Source organism: Streptomyces rubradiris, assembly GCF_016860525.1.
Taxonomy (GTDB): Bacteria; Actinomycetota; Actinomycetes; order Streptomycetales; family Streptomycetaceae; genus Streptomyces; species Streptomyces rubradiris.
Genome location: NZ_BNEA01000015.1, coordinates 930,816 through 950,367 on the forward strand (window position 1 = coordinate 930,816; position 19,552 = coordinate 950,367).

13 protein-coding genes and 2 pseudogenes are annotated in these 19,552 nt (G+C 74.4%); 3 read left to right on the top strand and 12 right to left on the bottom strand.

All coding sequences use genetic code 11. The features are described from left to right. Nucleotides 1-122 precede the first annotated feature (122 nt). Nucleotides 123-476, bottom strand: a pseudogene (locus Srubr_RS17400) (response regulator transcription factor); the annotation flags it as partial. 471 nt (nt 477-947) lie between these two features. Here Srubr_RS17400 and Srubr_RS17405 point away from each other — a divergent pair. After that, nucleotides 948-1,868 (top strand): helix-turn-helix transcriptional regulator, encoded by a 921-nt coding sequence (locus Srubr_RS17405; RefSeq protein WP_229926400.1) that lies wholly within the window; start codon nt 948-950, stop codon nt 1,866-1,868. A 43-nt stretch (nt 1,869-1,911) separates the two neighbouring features. Here the strand turns inward: Srubr_RS17405 and Srubr_RS17410 are convergent, their stop codons facing one another. The 10 genes and pseudogenes from Srubr_RS17410 to Srubr_RS17455 all read right to left on the bottom strand — a co-directional run bounded on the left by Srubr_RS17410 (nt 1,912) and on the right by Srubr_RS17455 (nt 13,987). Next, complete coding sequence (locus tag Srubr_RS17410) at nt 1,912-4,683, bottom strand: LuxR C-terminal-related transcriptional regulator (protein ID WP_189989514.1); 2,772 nt, start codon at nt 4,681-4,683, stop codon at nt 1,912-1,914. Nucleotides 4,684-4,984: 301 nt separating this feature from the next. Further along, nucleotides 4,985-5,866 carry an alpha/beta hydrolase gene (locus tag Srubr_RS17415; protein ID WP_189989516.1) on the bottom strand — a complete coding sequence of 294 codons (882 nt, stop codon included), beginning with the start codon at nt 5,864-5,866 and terminating at the stop codon, nt 4,985-4,987. 28 nt (nt 5,867-5,894) lie between these two features. Further along, nucleotides 5,895-6,749: an alpha/beta fold hydrolase gene (locus Srubr_RS17420; protein WP_189989518.1), complete on the bottom strand. Its 855-nt coding sequence runs from the start codon at nt 6,747-6,749 to the stop codon at nt 5,895-5,897. A gap of 179 nt (nt 6,750-6,928) precedes the next feature. After that, entirely contained in the window at nt 6,929-7,471 is a 543-nt protein-coding gene (locus tag Srubr_RS17425; RefSeq protein ID WP_189989520.1) for a DoxX family protein, read from the bottom strand. Nucleotides 7,472-7,510: 39 nt separating this feature from the next. Beyond that, nucleotides 7,511-8,173 carry a hydrolase gene (locus Srubr_RS17430; RefSeq protein ID WP_189989522.1) on the bottom strand — a complete coding sequence of 221 codons (663 nt, stop codon included), beginning with the start codon at nt 8,171-8,173 and terminating at the stop codon, nt 7,511-7,513. Between the two features lie 198 nt (nt 8,174-8,371). Then, a complete protein-coding gene (locus Srubr_RS17435; protein ID WP_189989525.1) occupies nt 8,372-10,270 on the bottom strand; it encodes an amidohydrolase in 1,899 nt (632 codons plus the stop codon). A gap of 75 nt (nt 10,271-10,345) precedes the next feature. After that, nucleotides 10,346-10,669 (bottom strand): annotated as a pseudogene (locus tag Srubr_RS17440) (SsgA family sporulation/cell division regulator); the annotation flags it as partial. A gap of 162 nt (nt 10,670-10,831) precedes the next feature. Next, nucleotides 10,832-11,473, bottom strand: coding sequence for a GPR1/FUN34/YaaH family transporter (locus Srubr_RS17445; RefSeq protein ID WP_229926401.1), 642 nt, complete (start codon nt 11,471-11,473; stop codon nt 10,832-10,834). 190 nt (nt 11,474-11,663) lie between these two features. Beyond that, the gene (locus Srubr_RS17450) at nt 11,664-12,632 is read right to left on the bottom strand and encodes an alpha/beta hydrolase (protein WP_189989530.1); all 969 of its coding nucleotides are present in this window, start codon (nt 12,630-12,632) and stop codon (nt 11,664-11,666) included. A gap of 383 nt (nt 12,633-13,015) precedes the next feature. Further along, on the bottom strand, nt 13,016-13,987 hold the full coding sequence (locus Srubr_RS17455) for an alpha/beta hydrolase (RefSeq protein ID WP_229926402.1): 972 nt from the start codon (nt 13,985-13,987) through the stop codon (nt 13,016-13,018). 345 nt (nt 13,988-14,332) lie between these two features. Here Srubr_RS17455 and Srubr_RS17460 point away from each other — a divergent pair, with 345 nt between their 5' ends. Together Srubr_RS17460 and Srubr_RS40800 are read left to right on the top strand one after the other, a co-directional pair. Then, nucleotides 14,333-15,346: an AraC-like ligand-binding domain-containing protein gene (locus tag Srubr_RS17460; RefSeq protein WP_189989533.1), complete on the top strand. Its 1,014-nt coding sequence runs from the start codon at nt 14,333-14,335 to the stop codon at nt 15,344-15,346. 161 nt (nt 15,347-15,507) lie between these two features. Then, nucleotides 15,508-16,413, top strand: a complete 906-nt coding sequence (locus Srubr_RS40800) for a helix-turn-helix transcriptional regulator (RefSeq protein ID WP_229926403.1) — start codon at nt 15,508-15,510, stop codon at nt 16,411-16,413. 65 nt (nt 16,414-16,478) lie between these two features. On the opposite strand, the gene Srubr_RS17470 is transcribed toward Srubr_RS40800, so the two are convergent. Continuing rightward, nucleotides 16,479-19,502 carry a helix-turn-helix transcriptional regulator gene (locus tag Srubr_RS17470; RefSeq protein ID WP_189989535.1) on the bottom strand — a complete coding sequence of 1,008 codons (3,024 nt, stop codon included), beginning with the start codon at nt 19,500-19,502 and terminating at the stop codon, nt 16,479-16,481. Nucleotides 19,503-19,552: the final 50 nt, after the last annotated feature.

Below are 19,552 nucleotides of genomic sequence, written 5' to 3' on the forward strand. Positions count from 1 at the left end.
CGATCGGGTTCCACCGCACCACCGCGGGCACTCCGCCGTCCGCACCCCGCGCCCGCGGGCATTCGCCGTCGCCGAGCAGGCCCCGCGGCGCGAGGTCGGCGAAGGGCTCCGGGTAAGCCGGATCAGGCCGACCGGGTCCCGTCGAGGTACGCCAGCACCGCGAGCACGCGGCGATTGTCGTCGTCGGAGGGGCCGAGGCCGAGCTTGGCGAAGATGCTGGAGGTGTGCTTGCTCACGGCACCTTCGCTGAAGTGCAGGCGCTGGGCGATGGCCGCGTTGGACCGGCCCTCGGCCATCATCGCCAGGACGTCCCGCTCCCGGGGCGTGAGCAGGGCCAGCGGCTGGTCGTAGGCGATGCGGGCGAGCAGCCGGGAGATCACCTGGGGGTCCATCACCGTACCGCCGGCCGCCACGGTGGACACCGCGTCCACGAACTGGTCGGTCTTGGAGACGCGCTCCTTGAGCAGGTAGCCGACGACCCGCTCGGCACCACCAGTTCGACACCGTCCACCGCGGTGACGGCCCCGAACCGCTTGCGCAGGCCCGACAGCCGCAGCGCCGGAGCGCTCTCGTCGATCCGCGGCCGGAACCCCTGCCGCACCCTTGCTCGTACCATGTCTCCCACCCCGTCGGCGACTTCGGCCGCTCACCGCCGCTTCGCTCCTCGAAGCGACTCGTCTCGGACAGTAGGGCGTTGCCGGGCGGGGGCAGAATCCACCTGCGCCCCTGTCAGGGGTGGGTCCAGCCCCACCCCTGACAGGGGCGGTCAGGCGAGCCGGCGACCCGGCCGTGCTCCCAAGGCGTGTGTGCCGGAAGTGTCTTGAGCACCGCCATGAGCGCGGTGAGAATCGGATCCCGGACCATGAGACGCACGTGGAGGAACGTTGTTGCTGCTGGACACCAGCGCCTTGCCCCCCGCTGAACGACTGGAGGCATTCCGTCACGGGATGACCAACGATTCGGTGCCCAACCACATCGTCCACGAGAAGACATCCGAGGGCGTCCACGCCCGGATGGAGCTCTGGAGCGTCGGGGGCCTGCCGATGTTCTCCACGTACAACAGCGGCTTCGAGGCCCACCGCACCCCCGCTCACATCCGAAGACAGCGCAGCAACCCGGTCGTCTCGGTGTCGCTCCAGCACCGGGGGACGGGCCGCGCGGAGGTCGCCGGCCAGCGGATGCTCCTCGGGCCGGACAACGTCTGTGTCTTCCACGAGCTGTCGCCCCGCGTCTACGGATGGTCGGGCGACGGGGGCTCCCAGGCCATGGTGTTCGACGTCGAGCGGATCGGCCTGCCCGTGGAGACGGTGGTGCGGGCTTCCCTCCGGCTGCGGGCGAGTCCGCTCCACGATCTGGTGCTGCGTCACCTGCGGGACATGTGGCGCGATCCCGGTCGGCTGGCCCGGGACCCCGGCGCGACGGCCCTGGCGGGGGCCACCGCCGACCTGGTCCGCGCGCTGCTGGTGTCCGCGGCGCACGACCCGGGGACGCCGGTCGTGCGGTCGGTGATGGACGAGACCCTGCTCACCCGGGTGACGGCCCACGTCCGCCGGCACCACACCGACCCCGGCCTCTGCGCGGAGAGCATCGCCGCCGCGCACGGGGTGTCGGTCCGCCACCTCTACCAGGTACTGCGCGAGGCCGAGGTGAGCCTGGAACAGTGGATCATCTCCGAGCGGCTCGCCACGGCCCGGCGGATGCTGGCCTCCCCCGATCACGCGGGCCTCGCCATCGGAGTCGTCGCGGCACGCTGCGGCTTCTCCAGCCCGAGCCACTTCACCCGCAGGTTCCGGTCGGCCTACGGCCTGTCCCCGCGTGAGTGGAGGCAGCAGGCAAAGCAGAAAGCGAGCACCCCGCCCACCGGCTGACGCCAGGAGGCGCGCCTCCGCGGTTCGCGGGCCTCGCGGCCGCTCACCGGTCGTACGCCTCGCGCACCGCGTGTGCCAGGGCCGCGCGGGAGGCCACGTTGACCTTCGGGAAGATCTTGTAGAGGTGGGTGCCGACCGTGCGGGGTGACACCTTCAGCTGTTCGGCGATCTGCCCGTTGCTCAGGCCGGACGCCACGAGCCGCGCGATGCGCAGCTCCTGGGGGGACAGCCGCCACACCTCCGTCGGCCGGGCCCGCGCGACGACCGTGCCGCCGGCCCGGAGCTCCGCCGCGGCGGTGCGCGCCCAGGGTTCCGCCTTGAGCCGGGTGAAATGCGTGTGCGCGGTCAGCAGGTGGGCCCGGGCCTCCTCGGGGCGGTGGGCGAGCCGCAGCCACGCGCCGTGGCGCAGGTGCAGGCGCGCCAGCTCGAAGGGCCAGGCCTCGGCCCCCGGCACGGCGTAGGCGGCCTCGCTGAGGGTGTGCACGTCCTCGCCCTCGGCGGCCATCGCCTCGGCGGCCGCCAGCACGAAGGCGTGACGGGGGCCGATGTCCCCCATCCGGATCTCGTGGCCGGCCGCGATATGGCGCAGCGCCTCGGCGCGCCGCCCGGTCCGCACCGCCGCCTCGACCAGGTCCAGGAACACCTGCTGGAAACGCGGCTCCTGCGGGGGGAACGTGCCCGGCGGGGTGAGGGACGCCGCCAGCGCGTACGCGGTCTCGTCGTCTCCCGAGGCCAGGGCGTGGACGGCGCGGATGCCGGCGATCCGGCGCAGGACGTACGACTGGCCGCGGGTCCGCGCCCAGGACTCGGTCCGCTCCAGGAGCGCCTCCGCCTCGGCCCGCCGGCCACGGGCCGCGTGGACCGCGGCCTCGGTGAGCCGGAACAGGTGCTCGTGGAATCCGCAGCCCTGCTCCCGGGCCGTGTGCGCGCCCTGGCGGGAGTCGGTGAGGCAGCGGTCCCATCGGCCCCGCAGGTAGTCGTCCCCGCAGGTGGCGAGCCGGACGTGCGCCTGGGTCAGGTAGGGCGCCCGCTGGACGACGCGGTGCCAGAGCCGGGTGTGCTCGCCCACGCTGTCGAGGGCTGCCGCGATCCACAGCAACCGCCAGGCCTCCCCGAGCTCTTCCTCCGGCGCCGGCACCGCGACCAGCCGCCGCAGGCGCCGCGTTCCGCCGGGGCCCGGACCGGCGGGCCGGTTCCAGAGATCGAGACAGAGCCGTGCGACGGGCCCGGAGCGGGACAGTTGTGTGCGCAAGGCGTCCCGGAGCACCGGCTCGTCGGAGAAGACGGCCGTCAGATGGAGCAGGAAGCGGACGGTGTCGCGCACGGTGTCGTCCGCCGTCGGCGAAGGGGGGCGCGGACCGGCGAGCAGCGCCCGGAGGCGGGTGACGGCCGGGGAGAGGTCACCGTCGCTCTCCAACCGCACGTAGGCGTCGGTCAGTTCCCACAGGGGGCGGCTGCGGGCGGGTACGCCGTCGGCCTCGGCGTCCGCCAGCAGGCGGGCGGCGACGGCCGGCTGTCCGCCGATGGCCGCCGCGTTGGCGGCGGCGGTGAGTCTGGCGCCGCGTGTTCCCGGGCGTGCGCTCAGCCGAGCGGCGCGCTCCAGGAGCGTCGCGGCCTCGGGGTGGCCGCCGCGCCGGATCGTGCGGCGGGCCACCTCCTCAAGGTGAGCCGCCACATCGTCGTCGGTGCCCGCGACGGCCGCGGCCAGGTGGGCGGCGCGCCGCTCGTCGTCACGGGGCAGTACGGCGGCGAGCGCGGCGTGGGCGCGGCGCAGGTCCGCGGCGGAGGCCGTCCGGACCAGGCAGGTACGGACAAGGGGGTGCAGAAAGGTCATCCTGGCGTGGTGCAGCCTGACCAGACCGGATCTCTCGGCCGCCACCAGTGTGTCCTCCGAGGCCGGCGATCCGGCGGCATCGGCCGCCTCGAGCGCCAGGCGGGTGCTCCGCTCCTCGTGGCCCGCGAGCGCGTGGAGCAGCAGCAGGAACCGGGACCTCGGGGGCAGGGCGTCCAGGCGCAGGCCGAAGTCGTGCTCCAGCCGATCGTCCGGCGACGGGTCGGCGGGGGCCGGACCGTGCGCCGTGCGGTGGACGTGCTCCGGCCGCGCGGGGCCGCCCAGCAGGGCCAGTGGGTTGCCGGCCGCTTCCCGTACCTGGCGGGCCCGGGCCTTCGCCGTGAGGTCGGGACGGCGGCGGCGCAGGACCGCCGCCGACTCGGCGTCGGTCAGCGGGGCGAGGTCCAGGATCTCGGCACCGGTGCTGTCCAGGGCCGACGAGCCCTCCGCGCGCACGGCGCAGACCAGGACGACCGGCGCGGCGCCGAGTCTGCGCTGGACGAAGGCCAGAACGCCCGCGCTGGGCGCGTCCACCCACTGGAGGTCGTCGACGGCCAGGAGCAGGGGCTGTTCGTCGGCGATCCCGCTCAGCAGGGCCAGGGTGGCGGCGGCGAGGGCCGGCCCCGCGGGGTGTGTGTCCGCCGCGGTGTCCAGGGCCCCTTCCAGGCAGCGGCGCTGTGCGGCGGTCAGCACGTCGTACCGGTCCGTCAGGGGCCGGATCAGCCGGCGCAGGACACCGAGGGCCATGCCCGACTCCGCTGCGCTGCCGGCGGCCCGCAGGACGCCCATCCCCCGTTCCGCGGCGAAGGAGACCGCCTGGTCCAGCAGCGCGGTCCGGCCGATGCCGACCTCCCCGCGCAGCCACAGCGCCCGCCCTCCGGCCGGGGCCGCGAGCAGGGCGTTCCGCAGGGCCGTCCAAGGGGCGTCGCGCCCCGTCAACGACGTACAGGGCCGGGACGCTCCCGCCGTGCCGTCGGATGTCATCGTGCCGCTCCTCGAGAACCGTGACCGCGTCGAGCGGTGGGGTCACGGCCCCCACCGCGGTTCGACGCTAGGACGCGGGCGGAGCGGGACCGGCGGTCACGCACGCACAGGCCAAACCTCTGCAGCCACAGGCCGAAACTCGTCAGCCGCGGACCGCAAGGATGCCCCTGCGCACTCCTCCGTCCTGCCTCCGGGCGGGGCCCGCCGAGCGGCGGAGGAGCGATGGGGAACGCGAAGCGGCCGGCCCGGGACGCAGAGGTCCGGACCGGCCGCTCGGAGGGGCGCGGGAGTCAGTCGGCGGTCATGCCGCGTCTCCCGCCGCGAGGTCGACGTGCCGCCTGAGGAAGGCGAGGGCGGTGTCGGCGACCTCGCGCCATCCGCTGTCGATGGTGAGGGCGTGGCCCCGGCCCGGCATCTCCAGGATCTCCGTGACCGCGGACGCGTTGCGCACCTGCTTCTTGTACGAGGCGTGGGCGATGGCCCAGGGAACGGTGTTGTCCTTCTCCCCCGAGAGGATGAGGAGGGGGCCCCGGTCGGGGTTCAGGGTGTCCACCTTGACCTCGGTCCAGGGGTTGACGTTCGCGACCGCGGCCTGGAACAGCGGTTCGCCCGGCGCCGGCACGGCGAAGGTCTCGTACAGCTCGCGCGCCTCGGCCTCGCTGACGGCGTTGGCGAAGGAATACCGGAACTGCTCGTAGGTGAGCGGCACGGCCCGGTGGTAGTTGGCGGGGTTGCCGAGCACCGCGCCGGCCGCGCGCAGCGAGGACAGCGGCAGGGGCAGCACGCCCCGGAACGGGGCCGGATCGATGGCCACCGAGGCCCGGGACAGTCCGCGGCCCGCGAGGATCTGGGTGATCAGGCCGCCGAAGGAGTGCCCGACGACCACCGGCGTGCGGTCGAGCTTGCGCACGAGGCCGCAGAAGTGGTCGGCGACCTGGCCGACGCTCTTGCCGGCGAAGACCTCGGGGTGGGCGTTGGCCTCCTGGACCGTCTCGGGGTCGTCGGGCCAGCCCGGCAGGACCGGGACGAGACCGGCGGCGTCGAACACGGCCGCCCACCGCTCCCAGCTGGTGGGCAGCAGCCAGAGGCCGTGGACGAAGACCACGGGCACGCGGCCGTCGGCGTTGGCCCGTTCGACCTGGGCCAGGTCGCGAGCGTAGGAGTTCTCGGAGGGGAGAGACACGGGGCAGTCCTTCGGGAGTGGGGCGGCGTCAGCGCCGGACGGCGCCGGCGGCCGAGCGGATCAGCGAGGTCACCGCGTGCGGGAAGCTGTGGAGGGGCAGGTGCGAGCTGGGGACCTCGACCGTGTGCGAACCCGCGCGCCGGGCCTGGAAGCGCTGGAGCTCCGGCGGGATGCCGTGGTCCTCGGTGGCGATCAGCGTCCAGGACGGCAGGGTGCGCCAGGCCGCCGCGGTCGCCCGGTCGCCGAAGGCGGTGGCGCTCAGCGGACGCTGGACGGCGGCCAGGGTGCGCGCGGTGTCGCGCGGCACGTCCTGGGCGAAGACCTGGTGGAACTCGTCGGCCCGTAGGTAGAGGTCGAGGCCGGGGGTGCCGTCGGGCGCGGGCGAGGGCACCTGGGTGAGCGCCGGTGCCAGCTGGGAGCCGGGGAACCGGGACGTCAGTTCGCCGAGCACGTCGCCGGCGTCGGGCATGAACGCCGCGATGTAGACGAGCGCCCGGACGCCGGGGGCGCTCGCGGCGGCCTGGGTGATCACCGCTCCGCCGTAGGAGTGGCCGGCCAGGACCACGGGGCCCTCGACGCTGTCCAGGAAGGCGGTGATGTGGGCCGCGTCGTGGTGCAGTCCGCGCAGCGGGTTGGCCGGGGCGAGTACCCGGTGACCGCGGTCCTGGAGCCGTTCTATGACGGGCGCCCAGCTGGACGCGTCGGCGAACGCGCCGTGGACCAGGACGATCGTGGGCCGATGCTTCTCGGAGTGCTCCCGGTCCTGGGCGGCGGGGCTCGCGGCGGCGGTCCCGGTGCCGAGCGAGGCGACCGTGGCGGAACCGGCCACGATCGCCGTACGCCGCGAGACGCCTTTTCCTGACGTGGCCTGAGCAGGGGACATGTGTGTGTGCTTTCTGTGCGGGGTGTCGCCGAGGGGCGGGATACGCCTCTCGGGCGCGGGTCGGTGGGGCTCGGCGGGCAGGCCGGTGGTCGCCGGCTGCTGCCCGGCGGCCGGTCCGGCAGCAGGTGCGGCTGGTGGAAGGCGGGCCCCGCACGAGCCGTCGGGGGACGGGCGAGCCGTCAGGTTCTGCCGCGGATGTCCGCGGGGCGGGTACGGGGCCCGGTGCCGGGTCCTGGTGGCGCGGGGCGGTGCAGCAGCGCCCGGACGGCCAGGCCGCTGCCCACCCCGCCGGCCACGGCGACGAGGGTCCACCAGACGGGCCAGGGCGTCAGGCCCAGGGCCGCGTCCACGGACCAGCGGCCGGGACCGGTGAGGGTGAGGACCGCGGGCAGGGCCATGAGGACCAGCGGGTACTCGTAGCCGTCGTCCTGCACCCACAGCCCGTGCGGCAGCTTCACGGTCACGGCCACAATCATCACGCCGATGACACCGGTCGCGGCCGGCGGGGTCAGGGCGCCGGCGGCGAGCAGCAGCCCCGCCCCGATCTGGGTGCCGCCGGCGGCGACGGCCGTCAGGGCGCCGCCGCGGAAACCGTCGCCCCGGAATTCCGCGGCGCCGCCCGCCAGCCCCTTGCCGCCGAGCCGGAAGCTCACCTTCTGCACTCCGTGCCCGGCGACGAGAAGCCCGACGGCGAGCCGCAGGACCAGCAGACCGATGTCCATCGTTTCGTGCTCCCGAGGTCGTGAACGCCGGACGTGGGATCAGCCCGCGGCGTGCGGGTCGATCATGGACTGGGCGTATACGACCCCCATGCCGTAGGCGCCGCCGTGCTCCTTCACCACGTCGAGGGTCTGGGTGTACGTCTCCCCGCGCGCCCAGTCGCGCTGGAGTTCCAGCAGGACCTGGAGCCAGGTGACCGGGACGGCGCCGGCCGCGGTCATGCGCCGCATGGCGTGCTCGTGGGCCTCGGGCGTGACGCCGGCGGAGGCGTCGGCGACGACGTACACCTCGTAGCCCTGGCTGAGGGCGGAGAGGGCGGGCAGGACGAGGCAGACCTCGGTCCACAGCCCGGACAGGATGATCTTGCCGCGGCCGGTGGCCTTGACGGCCTCCACGAGCGCCGGGTCCTCCCAGGCGTTCATCGAGGTGCGGTCCACGATCTCGTGCTTGGGGAAGACCTCGCGCAGCTGCGGCAGGAGCGGGCCGGAGAACGACTCGGCGGCGACGGTGGACAGCACGACGGGCACGTCGAAGACGGTGGCCGCCTTGGCGAGGCCGACGGTGGCGTTGATGACCCCGGCCCGGTCCGCGCTGGCCGCGCCGAAGAACATCTGCGGCTGGTGGTCCACGAACAGCATCATCGCGTTGTCGGGGGTGAGCAGGTCGGGGCTGGGCGCGGCCTCGACGGAGTCGAACTTGTTCATGACGGATCCTTCCAAGAGAGGAGAGTCGAGAAGGCGAAGAGAGACGCAGGGCGCGCGGAAGAACATCTGATGTACAGTCAACTTGCTTGCCTGGCAGCCCCGTTCACGATCCGACGCTACGGCCGCACGGTTTCCCGGCGCTTTGCTCAGGGTGTCCGGGACTGTCCCCACGCTGCACGGCTCGTCGGTGGCGTCCGCTCAGAGGACGAAGCAGGGATCGAAGACCTGAGGGCCGTTCCCGGGGGCGGAGCCACGGGCGGCCCGCCACTGGCGGTGCCGCTCCGACTCCGCGACCGCCTCCGCCAGGCGGTCGGCCTGGCGTGCCCCCGTGATTCCCGGCGGCGGGGTCGCCTGGTAGCCGCCGAAGCGGGCCACCGGGCTCCAGGAGGGGCTGACGGGCGGGACCGCCTCGTCCAGGCCCTCGTACTCCGCCGCCGCGTAGACCAGCCGGCCGCCGACGACGGTGAGCACCGACTCGATGTGCGGGATGTCGTCCGCGCGCACGGCGAAGTAGTCATGGGACAGGACCGCGAAGTCCGCCAGGAAACCGGTCCTCAGCAGCCCCTTCACCTCGCCCTCGCCCGTCATCCGGGCGCCGCCCCGGGTGTACAGCTCCAGTGCCTTCTCCCGGGACACCAGCCGGTCCGGCGGGTACAGGCGCAGGTCGCCCACGGTGCGTCCGGTGACGAGCCAGTGCAGGGCCACCCACGGGTTGTACGACGAGACCCGGGTCGCGTCCGTGCCCGCCGCCACCCGCAGGCCCCGCTCCAGCATCTCCGTGACCGGCGGCGTGCGTTCGGCCGCCTCGGCGCCGTACCGGTCGACGAAGGCCTTGCCCTGGAAGGACATGCGGTTCTGCACGCCGATGGCGCCGCCCAGCGCCGCGATCCGCTCCAGACTTCCCGGGGACACCGTCTCGGCGTGGTCGAAGAGCCACCGGTTGCCGGCCGGGAAGAGGCCTTCCGCCGCCAGCTTCTCGAAGACCGCCAGGTCCCGGCGGATGGTCTCGTCGTAGGTGGCGTGCAGCCGGAAGCCCCAACCGTTCTCCATGAGCAGCCGGACCGCCTTCTCGAACTCGGCCTCGTAGCCGGCGGCGAGTTCGGGCCGGGGTTCGGAGAAGTTCTCGAAGTCGGCCGCCGCCCAGGTCAGGTTCTCCCCGGCGCCGTTCAGCCGGAGCCATTCGTCGCCCTCGTCCGGGTCCACGGTCTCGGTCCACCGCCGCAGGTCGTCCAGCTCCTGCCCGGCGGCCTGCGGGAAGAGGTGGTAGGCGATCCGCAGGGAGAGCTCTCCGGCCCGGGCCAGCTCGGTGACGGTCCGGTAGTTCTCCGGGAAGCTCTGGAACCCGCCGGCCGCGTCGACGGCGGAGGTGAGGCCGAACCGGTTGAGTTCCCGCAGGAAGTGCCGGGTGGACGTCTTCCTGTCCTCCTCGCCCAGCGTGGGTGCCGCCGCCAGCGTGGAGTAGAGGACCAGCGCGCCGGGCGCGGCGAGCAGGACCCCCGTCGGTTCCCCGTCCCGGCCCCGCACGATCTGCCCGCCCCGCGGGTCGGGGGTGTCGCGGGTGTAGCCGGCGGCGCGCACGGCGGCACGGTTCATCAGCGCGGACTGGTACAGGTGCAGGACGAAGACGGGGGTGTCCGGGGCCGCGGCGTTCAGTTCCGCGACCGTCGGCATCCGCCGCTCGGCGAACTGCTCGGCCGTCCAGCCGCCGACCACCCGTATCCACTGGCCCTTCGGGGTGCGGCCGGCCTGCTCGCGCAGCATGGCCAGCGCCTGCCGCAGCGAGGGCACGCCGTCCCAGCGCAGCTCCAGCACGTAGTTGAGGCCGCCCCTGATCACGTGCAGGTGCGAGTCGTTCAGGCCGGGGACGATCCGGCGGCCCAGCGCGTCGACCACGCGCGTCCGCGGCCCCACGTGCCGCGCGACCGTCGCCTCGTCACCGAGAGCGGTGATCCTGCCGTCGCGGACCGCGAGGGCCGTCGCGGCGGGCCGCTCCGGATCACCGGTGTGGACCTTGGCGTTGCGGACGACGAGGTCGGCGGCGTCGCCGTCCTCTAGGCCGGGAAAGGGGGTGACACCGCTGACCGGCATCGTCGTCATGACGGGGCCTCTCGTTCTCGAAAGGGAAGGGGGCGGGACCGGACGGGCCCCGCGGAAGGACAGGGACGGCGGGTCCTACGCGCGCCCGAGGATGGCGTCGAGCGTCCGGTCGAGCTCGGTCCGGATCCGCGTGGAGACCTGGGCGGACCGGGTCTCGGACAGGGCGAGGAAGGAGCACAGCGTGTCCGTGCGGAGCCGCACCACGCAGGAGCCGTACAGGGAGACCAGTTCGATGTCCGTCTCGCCCGCGGCGCCCGGCCGGACCCGGACGTCACCGTCGCCCACGGCCACGCCGACCCCCTCCTCCAGCAGGCTCCGGGCGAAGACCCAGGTCGCGGCCCCGCCCTCGCCCGGCCCTGCGGCGGGGGCGAAGTCGAGCCGCACCGCCGGCGGGTCGCCGGGGTCGTGACGGTCCCCACCACCAGCCGGCCCGCGCCGTGCTCCGGCGACGACACCTTCGCCGTGACGAGTCGCTCGATGGGCTTCACGGACACTCCTCGGGACGTGCTCCTGGAACGGGACGCCGGCGCCGCCGGTGCGGGCGGACGCGGCGAAGGAGGCTCAGAGCGTGCGGCGGACACCGGCCGCGCGTTCGAGGTCGCGCAGCTGGACGGCGAGGTCGCCCTCGACGGCGTGGTGCGCCGGGCCGCTGCGGCCGATCGGCAGGACCTGCTCGCCGCGCATGTCCTCCAGCATGAGGGCGAAGGCCGCGTACAGGGCCGCGGAGGCCAGCAGCAGGGCGAGGACGCCGGAGAGGGTGCCCAGCCAGGCGACGCCGGAGAGGTTCGCGGCGGCGGCCACGGCGAACCGGGGGACGGCCACGCACAGCACGAGCCACAGGGCCCGCTTGGCCCTGGCCACGCTCGCCATGAGGACGGCGAACACGGTGAAGGCGAGGTTCAGCACGCCCAGCACCGCCGCGCCGCCCGGCGGGTCGAGGGCCAGGACCAGGCAGGTGGCCAGCCAGGTCCCGGAGAAGCAGGCCATCAGCGTGGCCGCGAGGACGTCACGGGCACCGAACGCCAGGACGCCCACGAGGAGTTGGAGCACGAAGGCGGGCAGGACGGTGAAGGCGACGGCCCGGTCCGCGTTCTCCTCGAAGACGCCGAGCTGGAAACAGCCGACGAGGACCGAGGCGATGGCCACGGCGTAGAAGCCGAGGGGCATCGGTGACGCGATCGGACGGAGGTTGATGCGGGTCATGCTCCGCAGATCGGGTTCGTGGTGCCGGCCGCCCGGGACGGGCGGAGGGCTGTCGGGGGTGTCCATGTGCTGCCTGCCTGCTCGGAGGAGAACGGGAAGAGCGGGGTACGCACGCCTGCCGGGCCCGCGTACCCCGGGGCGTCCGCACGGGCGGGGGCCTGCCCCCGGGCGTCGCCGCCCGGGGACGGACTCAGTCCTTGGCGAGCGCGGCCCGGAGCGTGCCCACGGCGAGGGCGACGGCGGACCGGGCGGCGTGGGTGTCCCGCAGCGCGTCGAGCATGACGAAGTCGTGGATGATGCCCTGGTAGCGCACGGCGGTCACCGGCACGCCGGCGGCCCGCAGCTTGTTCGCGTACGCCTCGCCCTCGTCGCGCAGGACATCGGCCTCGGCGGTGATGACCAGGGCGGGCGGCAGGCCGGTGAGCTGCTCGGTGGTGGCGCGCAGCGGGGAGGCGGTGATCTGCGCCCGCTCGGCCTCGTCGGTGGTGTACTGGTCCCAGAACCACCGCATGCCGTCGCGGCGCAGGAAGTAGCCCTCGGCGAACTGGTGGTAGGAGGCGGTGTCGAAGGACGCGTCGGTGACCGGGTAGAACAGGACCTGCTGGAGCAGGGGAACACCGCCCCGCTCCTTGGCCATCAGGGTGAGCGCGGCGCTCATGTTGCCGCCGACCGAGTCCCCGGCGACCGCCATGCGGGTGGCGTCCAGGCCCTTGTCCGGCCCGCCGGTCACGATCCAGCGGGCGACGGCCCAGTTCTGCTCGACGGCCACCGGGTAGCGGTGCTCCGGCGACAGGTCGTACTCCGGGAAGACGACGGCGGCACCGGCCCCGACGGCCAGTTCCCGCACCAGCCGGTCATGGGTGTGGGCATTGCCGAACACCCAGCCCGCTCCGTGGATGTAGAGGATGACGGGCAGCTCGCCCCGGACACCGGCGGGACGCACGACGCGCGCCCTGACGAAGCCGCCGGAGGGGACGGTGACGGTGACCCACTCCTCGTCGATCGCGGGCTTGTCCACCGGTGCGGACTGGACCTCGTCGACGGCCTTGCGGCCGTCCGCCACGGGCAGCTGGAAGAGGAACGGCGGCTGGGCGGTGGCCTCGGCGAAGGCCGCCGCGGCCGGCTCCAGGACAGGGGTGACAGGAGGGAACTCGTGCATGGCTGAACCCGTTTCGTGAGGGACGCGGGACGTTCGGCGCGCCGCCGCGAGGCGGCACACCGGGACGTTATGTCCCTGCGCCCGGCATGGGGCCGCCCCCCGTGCACACCCCTTGCCCGAGGGCGCACGGGGCCTCATGGAGCCTCCTCCCGTCCGAGGGCGTACGGGGGCGCCGGCCCTCCTGGTGCTCCTGCTGTCCGAGGGGACACGGGGAGCCGGCCCTCCTGGTGCCTCCTCCTGTACGAGGGCGCACGGGGAGCCGGCCCTCCTGGTGCCTCCTCCTGTACGAGGGCGTACGGGGGCGCCGGCCCTCGTGGTGCTCCTGCTGTCCGAGGGGACACGGGGAGCCGGCCCTCCTGGTGCCTGCTCCCGCGGACGGTCCCTCACCACCCCCGGTGCAAGGCGACGTGGAGGATGTCCACGGTCTGCGTCCGGGCGGCCCGGCCCGCGTCGCTCTCCCGGAGCATGTCGAACAGGATGAACCCGTGGATCGTGCCGTGGTAACGCACGGAGACGACGGAGACGCCCGCCGCCCTCAGTTTCGCCGCGTACGCCTCCCCCTCGTCGCGCACCACATCGGCCTCCGCGGTCAGGACCAGTGCCGGCGGAAGCCCGCGCAGGTCGTCCGTGGTCGCCAGCAGCGGAGAGGCGGTGATCTCCGTGCGCCGTGCCGCGTCGGGGACGTAACTCCGCCAGAAGCTCCGCATGACGGCGCCGCCGAGGAAGTAGCCCTCGGCGAAGTGCCGGTAGGAAGCCGTCCGTCCGGCGGCGTCCGTGACCGGGCAGACCAGGACCTGGTGGACGAAGTGCACTCCCCCGCGCTCCTTGGCGACCAGCGTCAGGGCGGCGGCGAGGTTGGCGCCCGCCGAGACGCCGACCACGGCGATGCGGCAGCCGTCGAGACGCCAGTCGGCACCGTTCTCCGCGATCCAGCGGGCCACGGTGTAGCTTTGCTCGACGGCCACCGGATAGCGGGCGGCCGGCGGACGGTCGTACTCGGGCACCACCACGGCCGCGTCCGAACCGAGGACCAGGTCCTCCAGCAGCCGCTGGTGGGTGGTGGCGGTCGTGTGGGTCCAGCCCAGGCCGTGCAGGTAGAGCACCACCGGCAGGAGTTCCTCGCTGTCGGCCGGCCGCAGGATGCGCACGCGGACGCGGTCCCCGTCGCACCCGGGGAGCGCCAGCCACTCCTCCCCGACGTCCGGCGTCCGGTCCGCCTCTCCGCGCAGGACGGCGAGTGCCTCTCCGGAGGGAGCGGGCCCCGCTCCGCCCGGCACGCCCGGACACTCATGGGCCTCGACGAAGGCCTGGGCCAGTTGCTCGAGGACCGTCGGCGGTCCAGCGACATGTTCCACGACGACACACTCCCGCGCGTGGGCGCGATCCCGGGATGGAAGAGCTGACGAATCCGTCGGGCCCGGCCCGCTCCTGACAGCGGCGGCCGCCGGGGCGACGGACCCCCAGCCTACGGACAGGTACCGGCCCCGCCGCCCCTCCGCACCGGCCTCATGTGCCTGTCCGTGCACACCTCTTGTCCCAGGGGGGCGGCGGACGCTCCGCCCGTGTGCGTGACCGCACGTCAAATGACCTATGTGGGGTCTTCTCGCGCCACCGAGCATGAACGGGAACGCACATGGCCGTTCACCCCCCCTGAGCGGAGAGTTCGCCGACCGGCCGGCGTCCGAGAACAAGGAGCACGCGTGGGACACGTTCTTCGGGACATGACGGCCGGACGGGAAGACGAGGCGCCACGACTGTGGCAGGACGCCTTCGACGGTCTTGTCGCCCCCGTCCGGCTCGTGATGCGCACCACTGCGGCCGGCCCCCCGGCACCGGTGATCGCTCACCTCGGCTACCTGAGCCTGCTGCTCGTCGAAGCGGGGCCGTCGCAGCTGAGCCGTACCCCCCGGCACATCGCCCGGAGCCCGGGCGAGCGGATCGCCGTCGTCCTCCAGCGGTCGGGCACCGCTCTCCTCACCCAGGACGGAAGGAGCACCGCGCTGGAGCCGGGAGAGGTGGCCTTCCTCGACCCGCGCCGGCCCTTCACCCTGGACCAGCGCGAGTCCCACCGGATGCTGCTGGTCTCCGTGCCCCGGCAGGCGCTGGGCGACCCGGCGGACCACCTGTTCCGCCTCACCGGGCGTGCCGTACCGGGACGGAGCGGTGTCGCCGCCCTGCTGGTCCCGTTCCTCGAACGCCTCGCCCGCCTCGCGGACCGGGTGACCGCGGACACCGGTGACCTGCTCGCCGGGAACACCGTCGAGTTCATCGCCCTCCTCGCCGACGAACTGCTCGGAAGGGACCAGGAGCCGCCGGGCGGCACGCGCGCCCGGCTGGTGCCGCGCGTCCGCGGCTACATCGAGCGGCACCTGGGCGAGGCGGACCTGACACCGGAACGGATCGCCGAAGCCCACTACATCTCGGTGCGCTACCTCCACCGCCTCTTCGAAGGCGAGGGGACGACGGTGGGGCGGCTCATCCTGCGGCGCCGGGTCGAGGAGTGCGCCAGGGAACTGGCCCGCCGCGGACGCGTCAGCCCGACGGTGTCGACGGTCGCCCGCCGCTGGGGGTTCCACAGCCCCGCCCACTTCAGCCGTGCCTTCAAGGGGGTGTTCGGCGTGCCGCCGCGCCAGTGGCGGCTCACCGGTGCCCTGGAGGAGGAGCTTCCCGGCCCGGAGCTGCCGAGGGCAGCACAGCGCGCCGCCGTGCACTGACGCGCCCGGGTGTCAGTCATCCGACCTACGTACCCGAGGCGGGGCACGCCGAGAGTGGGGCACGGACCGTTCGCGCACAAGACCCAAAGGAGCCCACGGTGCCGTCCTCCGCGCCTTCACCCCATGACACGGGCCCGCGTTCCGGTCCGGTTCCCCTCGCCGTGGATCCGGGACGGCCGCCGCACGTCCGGATCGGTGTCGTCCCCGGCGCGGAACTCGCCCACACGGGTGCCCTGCCGGTCCGGCCGGCCGGCGAGCCGGACTCGCGCGAGATCGTGGTCTGCGCCCCGCTCCGGGGCAGCCTCGTCCTCGCCCCCGAGCACGGTGGCCGGGTGACGCCGGACAGCCTGCTCCTGACCGATTCGGCCAGGCCGGTCCCGGTGAGCGGGACGGCCGGATGCGTCCTCGCGGTACTCCGCGTGCCCCGCCTGCTGGTGCCGGTCCCGGACGACGCCCTGGCGCGGACGACCGGCCGGACGTACGACGCCACCACGGGCGTCGCCTCGTTGCTGCTGCCCCTGCTGCGCTCCCTGGCCACGGCCGACGGCCCCTGGGGAGCGGAGGCGGGGACGGCCGGCATGGCGACACGGCTCAGGAACCAGACGGCGGACCTGGTCACCACCCTGGTGGCCGAGGAGGCCGGACGCGACGCCCACCCCGGACGGAGCGGCCTCCCGGACGGTGACCGCCGGCTGACGGACGAGATCCGGCGCTGGGCGAACTCCAGGCTCGCGGACCCCCGGCTCCGCCCGGACGCCATCGCCGAGGCCCACCACATGTCCGTGCGCCGGCTGCACAAGCTCTTCACCGAGGAGAGCGGCACGATCGGCCGCTGGATACAGCGGCGCCGGCTGGAGGAATGCCGGCGCGAACTGGGCCGCGGCGGCGGCAGCCCGGCCAAGGTGCAGGCGGTGGCCCAGCGTTGGGGGTTCGCCACCGCCGCCCACTTCAGCAGGTGCTTCCGCGCCCGGTACGGAATGTCGCCGAGCGAGTGGCGGGACCTGCGGGCGCAGACCGGCACCGTGGGGGCGGCGACGCGGACCGGCGCGCTCGACGGGACGTACTGACGGCAAGAGCCCCGTCCGCCCGGCGTCACCACCGGTAGGCGGCGGGCGCCCGGCGTGCCGCGGCCTCAGTCCCGCTCGGCCGAGTCGTCGGCCAGAGCCCGGGAGATCCCGGCCCTGGAGGTGACCCCGAGCTTGGGGAAGATCTTGTACAGGTGTGCCGCGACGGTACGGGGCGACACCTGGAGCGCCCTGCCGATCTCCTTGTTCGTCAGCCCTCTCGCGGCGAGCTGGGCGATCCGCCGTTCCTGGCCCGTCAGGTGCCCGCGTCCGCCGGCCGCCGCCGTCGGGGGCCCGGCGGCGGCCAGCTCCTCCTCGCAGCGCTCCGTCCAGGGCTCCGCGCCCAGCCGCCGGAACGCGTCGCGCGCCCGGTGCAGCACGTCGAGTGCCTCAGCACGCCGACGGCGGCGCAGCCACGAGCCGTGCGCCAGCCGCAGCCGGGCCATGGTGAAGACCCAGGTCTCGGCGCCCTCGACGGCGTACGCGGTCCGGTATCGGGCGTCGGCGGCCTCGTCGGCGGCGGCCACGGCGGCGGCCGCGGCCAGGAGGAAGGCGTGGTGAGCGGAGACGCCGGCCATCCGCGCCGCCCGCCCGGCCTCGACGTGCGCGGCGGCCTCGGCCCGGCGGCCCGTGTGCACGGCGGCCACCACGAGGTCGTAGAACGGCAGGTGGAACCACGGCAGACCGCGCGGCAGCACACCGGGGGGCATGAGCTGGACCAGGAGCTGGTACGCCTCCTCGTACCGGCCGTGCGCCAGCGCGGCCAGGGCCCGCAGGTGGACGAGGTGGTCGGTGACGAACCGCATCCGGGCCCCCGAGGCCGTCGGCTCGATGAGCGCCTCCACCTCTCGCAGCCCCTGTTCGTCGCCCCGGCCGGCCAGGAAGTGCGCGTGGTAGTGACGGAACAGCAGGGCGTTGCAGTGGTAGCCGCGGTCGTCGGCGGCCTCCGCCTCCCGCAGGCAGGCGGCGGCGCTCTCCCACCGGCCCCGCAGGTAGTCCTGGTAGAACCGGGCCTTCGCGACCGAGCCCTGGGTGGCATAGGCGTGCTGGCCGGTGAAGCGGCGCCACAGCGTCTCGTCGGCCGCGTCGACCGCCGACGCGGTCCACAGCAGCAGCCACGCGGCTCCCGCTTCCTGCTCCTCACTCATCTCCCCGCTCAGCAGGGCGAGTTCACGGGTCGCCCCGTGCGCGGTGCGGGGCGGGTCGGACCAGACCGCACGGCACAGTCTGGCCAGCGGGGAGACGGCGCCGGCGTGCTTCTCCAGGGCGCGCCAGCCCCGGGGGTCGTCGGTGTAGGAGGCGGCGAGCAGGAGCTTGAAGTAGATCTGCTCCGCCAGCCCCTCGAAGGGCTCGACCCCGGTCCGCGACAGCAGGTCCAGGGCCCGCGGCAGCAGCGTGAAGGACGACTCGAAGTCGATCCGGTGGCTCTGGTCGACGTACACCACCGCGTAGGCGAAGAGGGGTTCGAAGCCGGGTGGCACCGGCCGGCGCTTGAGTTCCTCCACCAACTCCGCGGTGTGGGCGAGTCGTCCGCCCCGCGCCGCCATGACGGCGGCCCAGGTCAGGCGTGCCGTGTGGGACCCGGCGTCGGCGCTCAGGGCCGCCGCCCGGTCCATCAGCACCGCGCCCTCGGCGTCGCCGCCGCGTCGCGCGATCTGCCGCGCGGCCTCTTCCAGCCGCCCGGCGAGGGAAGCGTCCGGCAGGACGGCGGCCAGCGTCTCGTGCCGGAGCCGCCGGGGATCGCCGGGCGCCAGCCGCCCCGCCAGGAACCGGTGGGCCGCCCGCTCGTCCTCGGGCGAGGCCAGGGAGATCACCGCACTGCGCACCAGCGGGTGGCGGAAGGCCAGGGCACCGGTCCCGTCCAGGTGCGCCAGCCCGCTCGCCTCGATGGCGGCGACGACCGCCGCGGGGTTCGCGGGTACGGCCGTGGGGCCCCCGGATACGACGGCGGGACCGCCCGTGGGGCCCTCGCACATGACCGCGGGGCCTCCGGAAACAGCCATGGGACCGTCGGAAACGACGGCGGGACCTCCAGACACGACCGTAGGACCCTCGGAAACAACCACGGGACCTCCAGACACGACCGTAGGACCCTCGGAAACAACCACGGCGCCTCCAGACACGACCGTAGGACCCTCGGAAACAACCACGGGACCTCCCGGAACGGCCGTAGGGGCCCCGGACCTCGCGGCGGGGTCGCCGGGCACCGTCGGAGCCGGACGGACGTCCGTGTTCCGCAGGCTCACCCGGCCGCCGAGAGCGGCCAGGAGCAGGGTGTGCGCGGCGTCGGCCGGCAACGACCGGATCCGCTCGGCGAAGAGTTGCTCCAGCCGGTGTGCCAGGGGCATCCGCCCTGGGGCGCCGGGGAGCCCGGCGCCGTGCTCGTCGTCCGGCAGCAGGGGCAGTTCCAGGAGGGCCAGCGGATTGCCCGCGGCCTCCGTCAGCACCCGGGTGGCCGCGGCCGCGGGCAGGCTCGGATGGTGCCGGCGCAACAGCGCCTCGGCGGCGGCCGGTTCCAGTGCCCCCACCAGTACCGGCTCCGCGGTCCACCGTTCGGTGGCCGGGCCGTCCTCGCGGCCCGCACCGACGAAGACCACGGGCAGGGCGGCGACGTGCCGGTGCAGAAAGGCGAACACCGCGGCGCTGGAGTCGTCGATCCACTGCACGTCGTCCACCACGACCAGCAGCGGCCGGTCGCGCGCGGCCTCGGTGAGCAGGGCGAGGGCCGAGGCACCCAGCGGGGCCGCGCCGGCGGCCGGTCCTTCGCTCAGGCCCAAGGCGCGCTCCAGGACTTCCCGGTCCCGTGCGGGGAGGGTCCGGGAGCGTTTCAGCAGCGGCCAGAAGACCTGGTGGAAGCCCCCGAAGGCGAGCTCGGCCTCGGCCACGGCGCCCACGGCGCCCAGGACGGCGAAGCCGCGCCGCCGCGCCGCGTTCCGTGCCCAGGCCAGCAGTGCCGACTTGCCGATGCCGGCCTGGCCCCGCAGGAGGACCGCCGCTCCGGTCCCGTCGGAGAGCGCCGCGTCCAGGATGCCGTCCAGGAAGGCCGTCTCCCGCTCCCGGCCCAGGAGTTCGCGGTCCTCCGCCTCAGACACCCGAACGTCGCCCCCCTATGCCCCGTCTGCCGGCGCATTCGTGCCCGTTC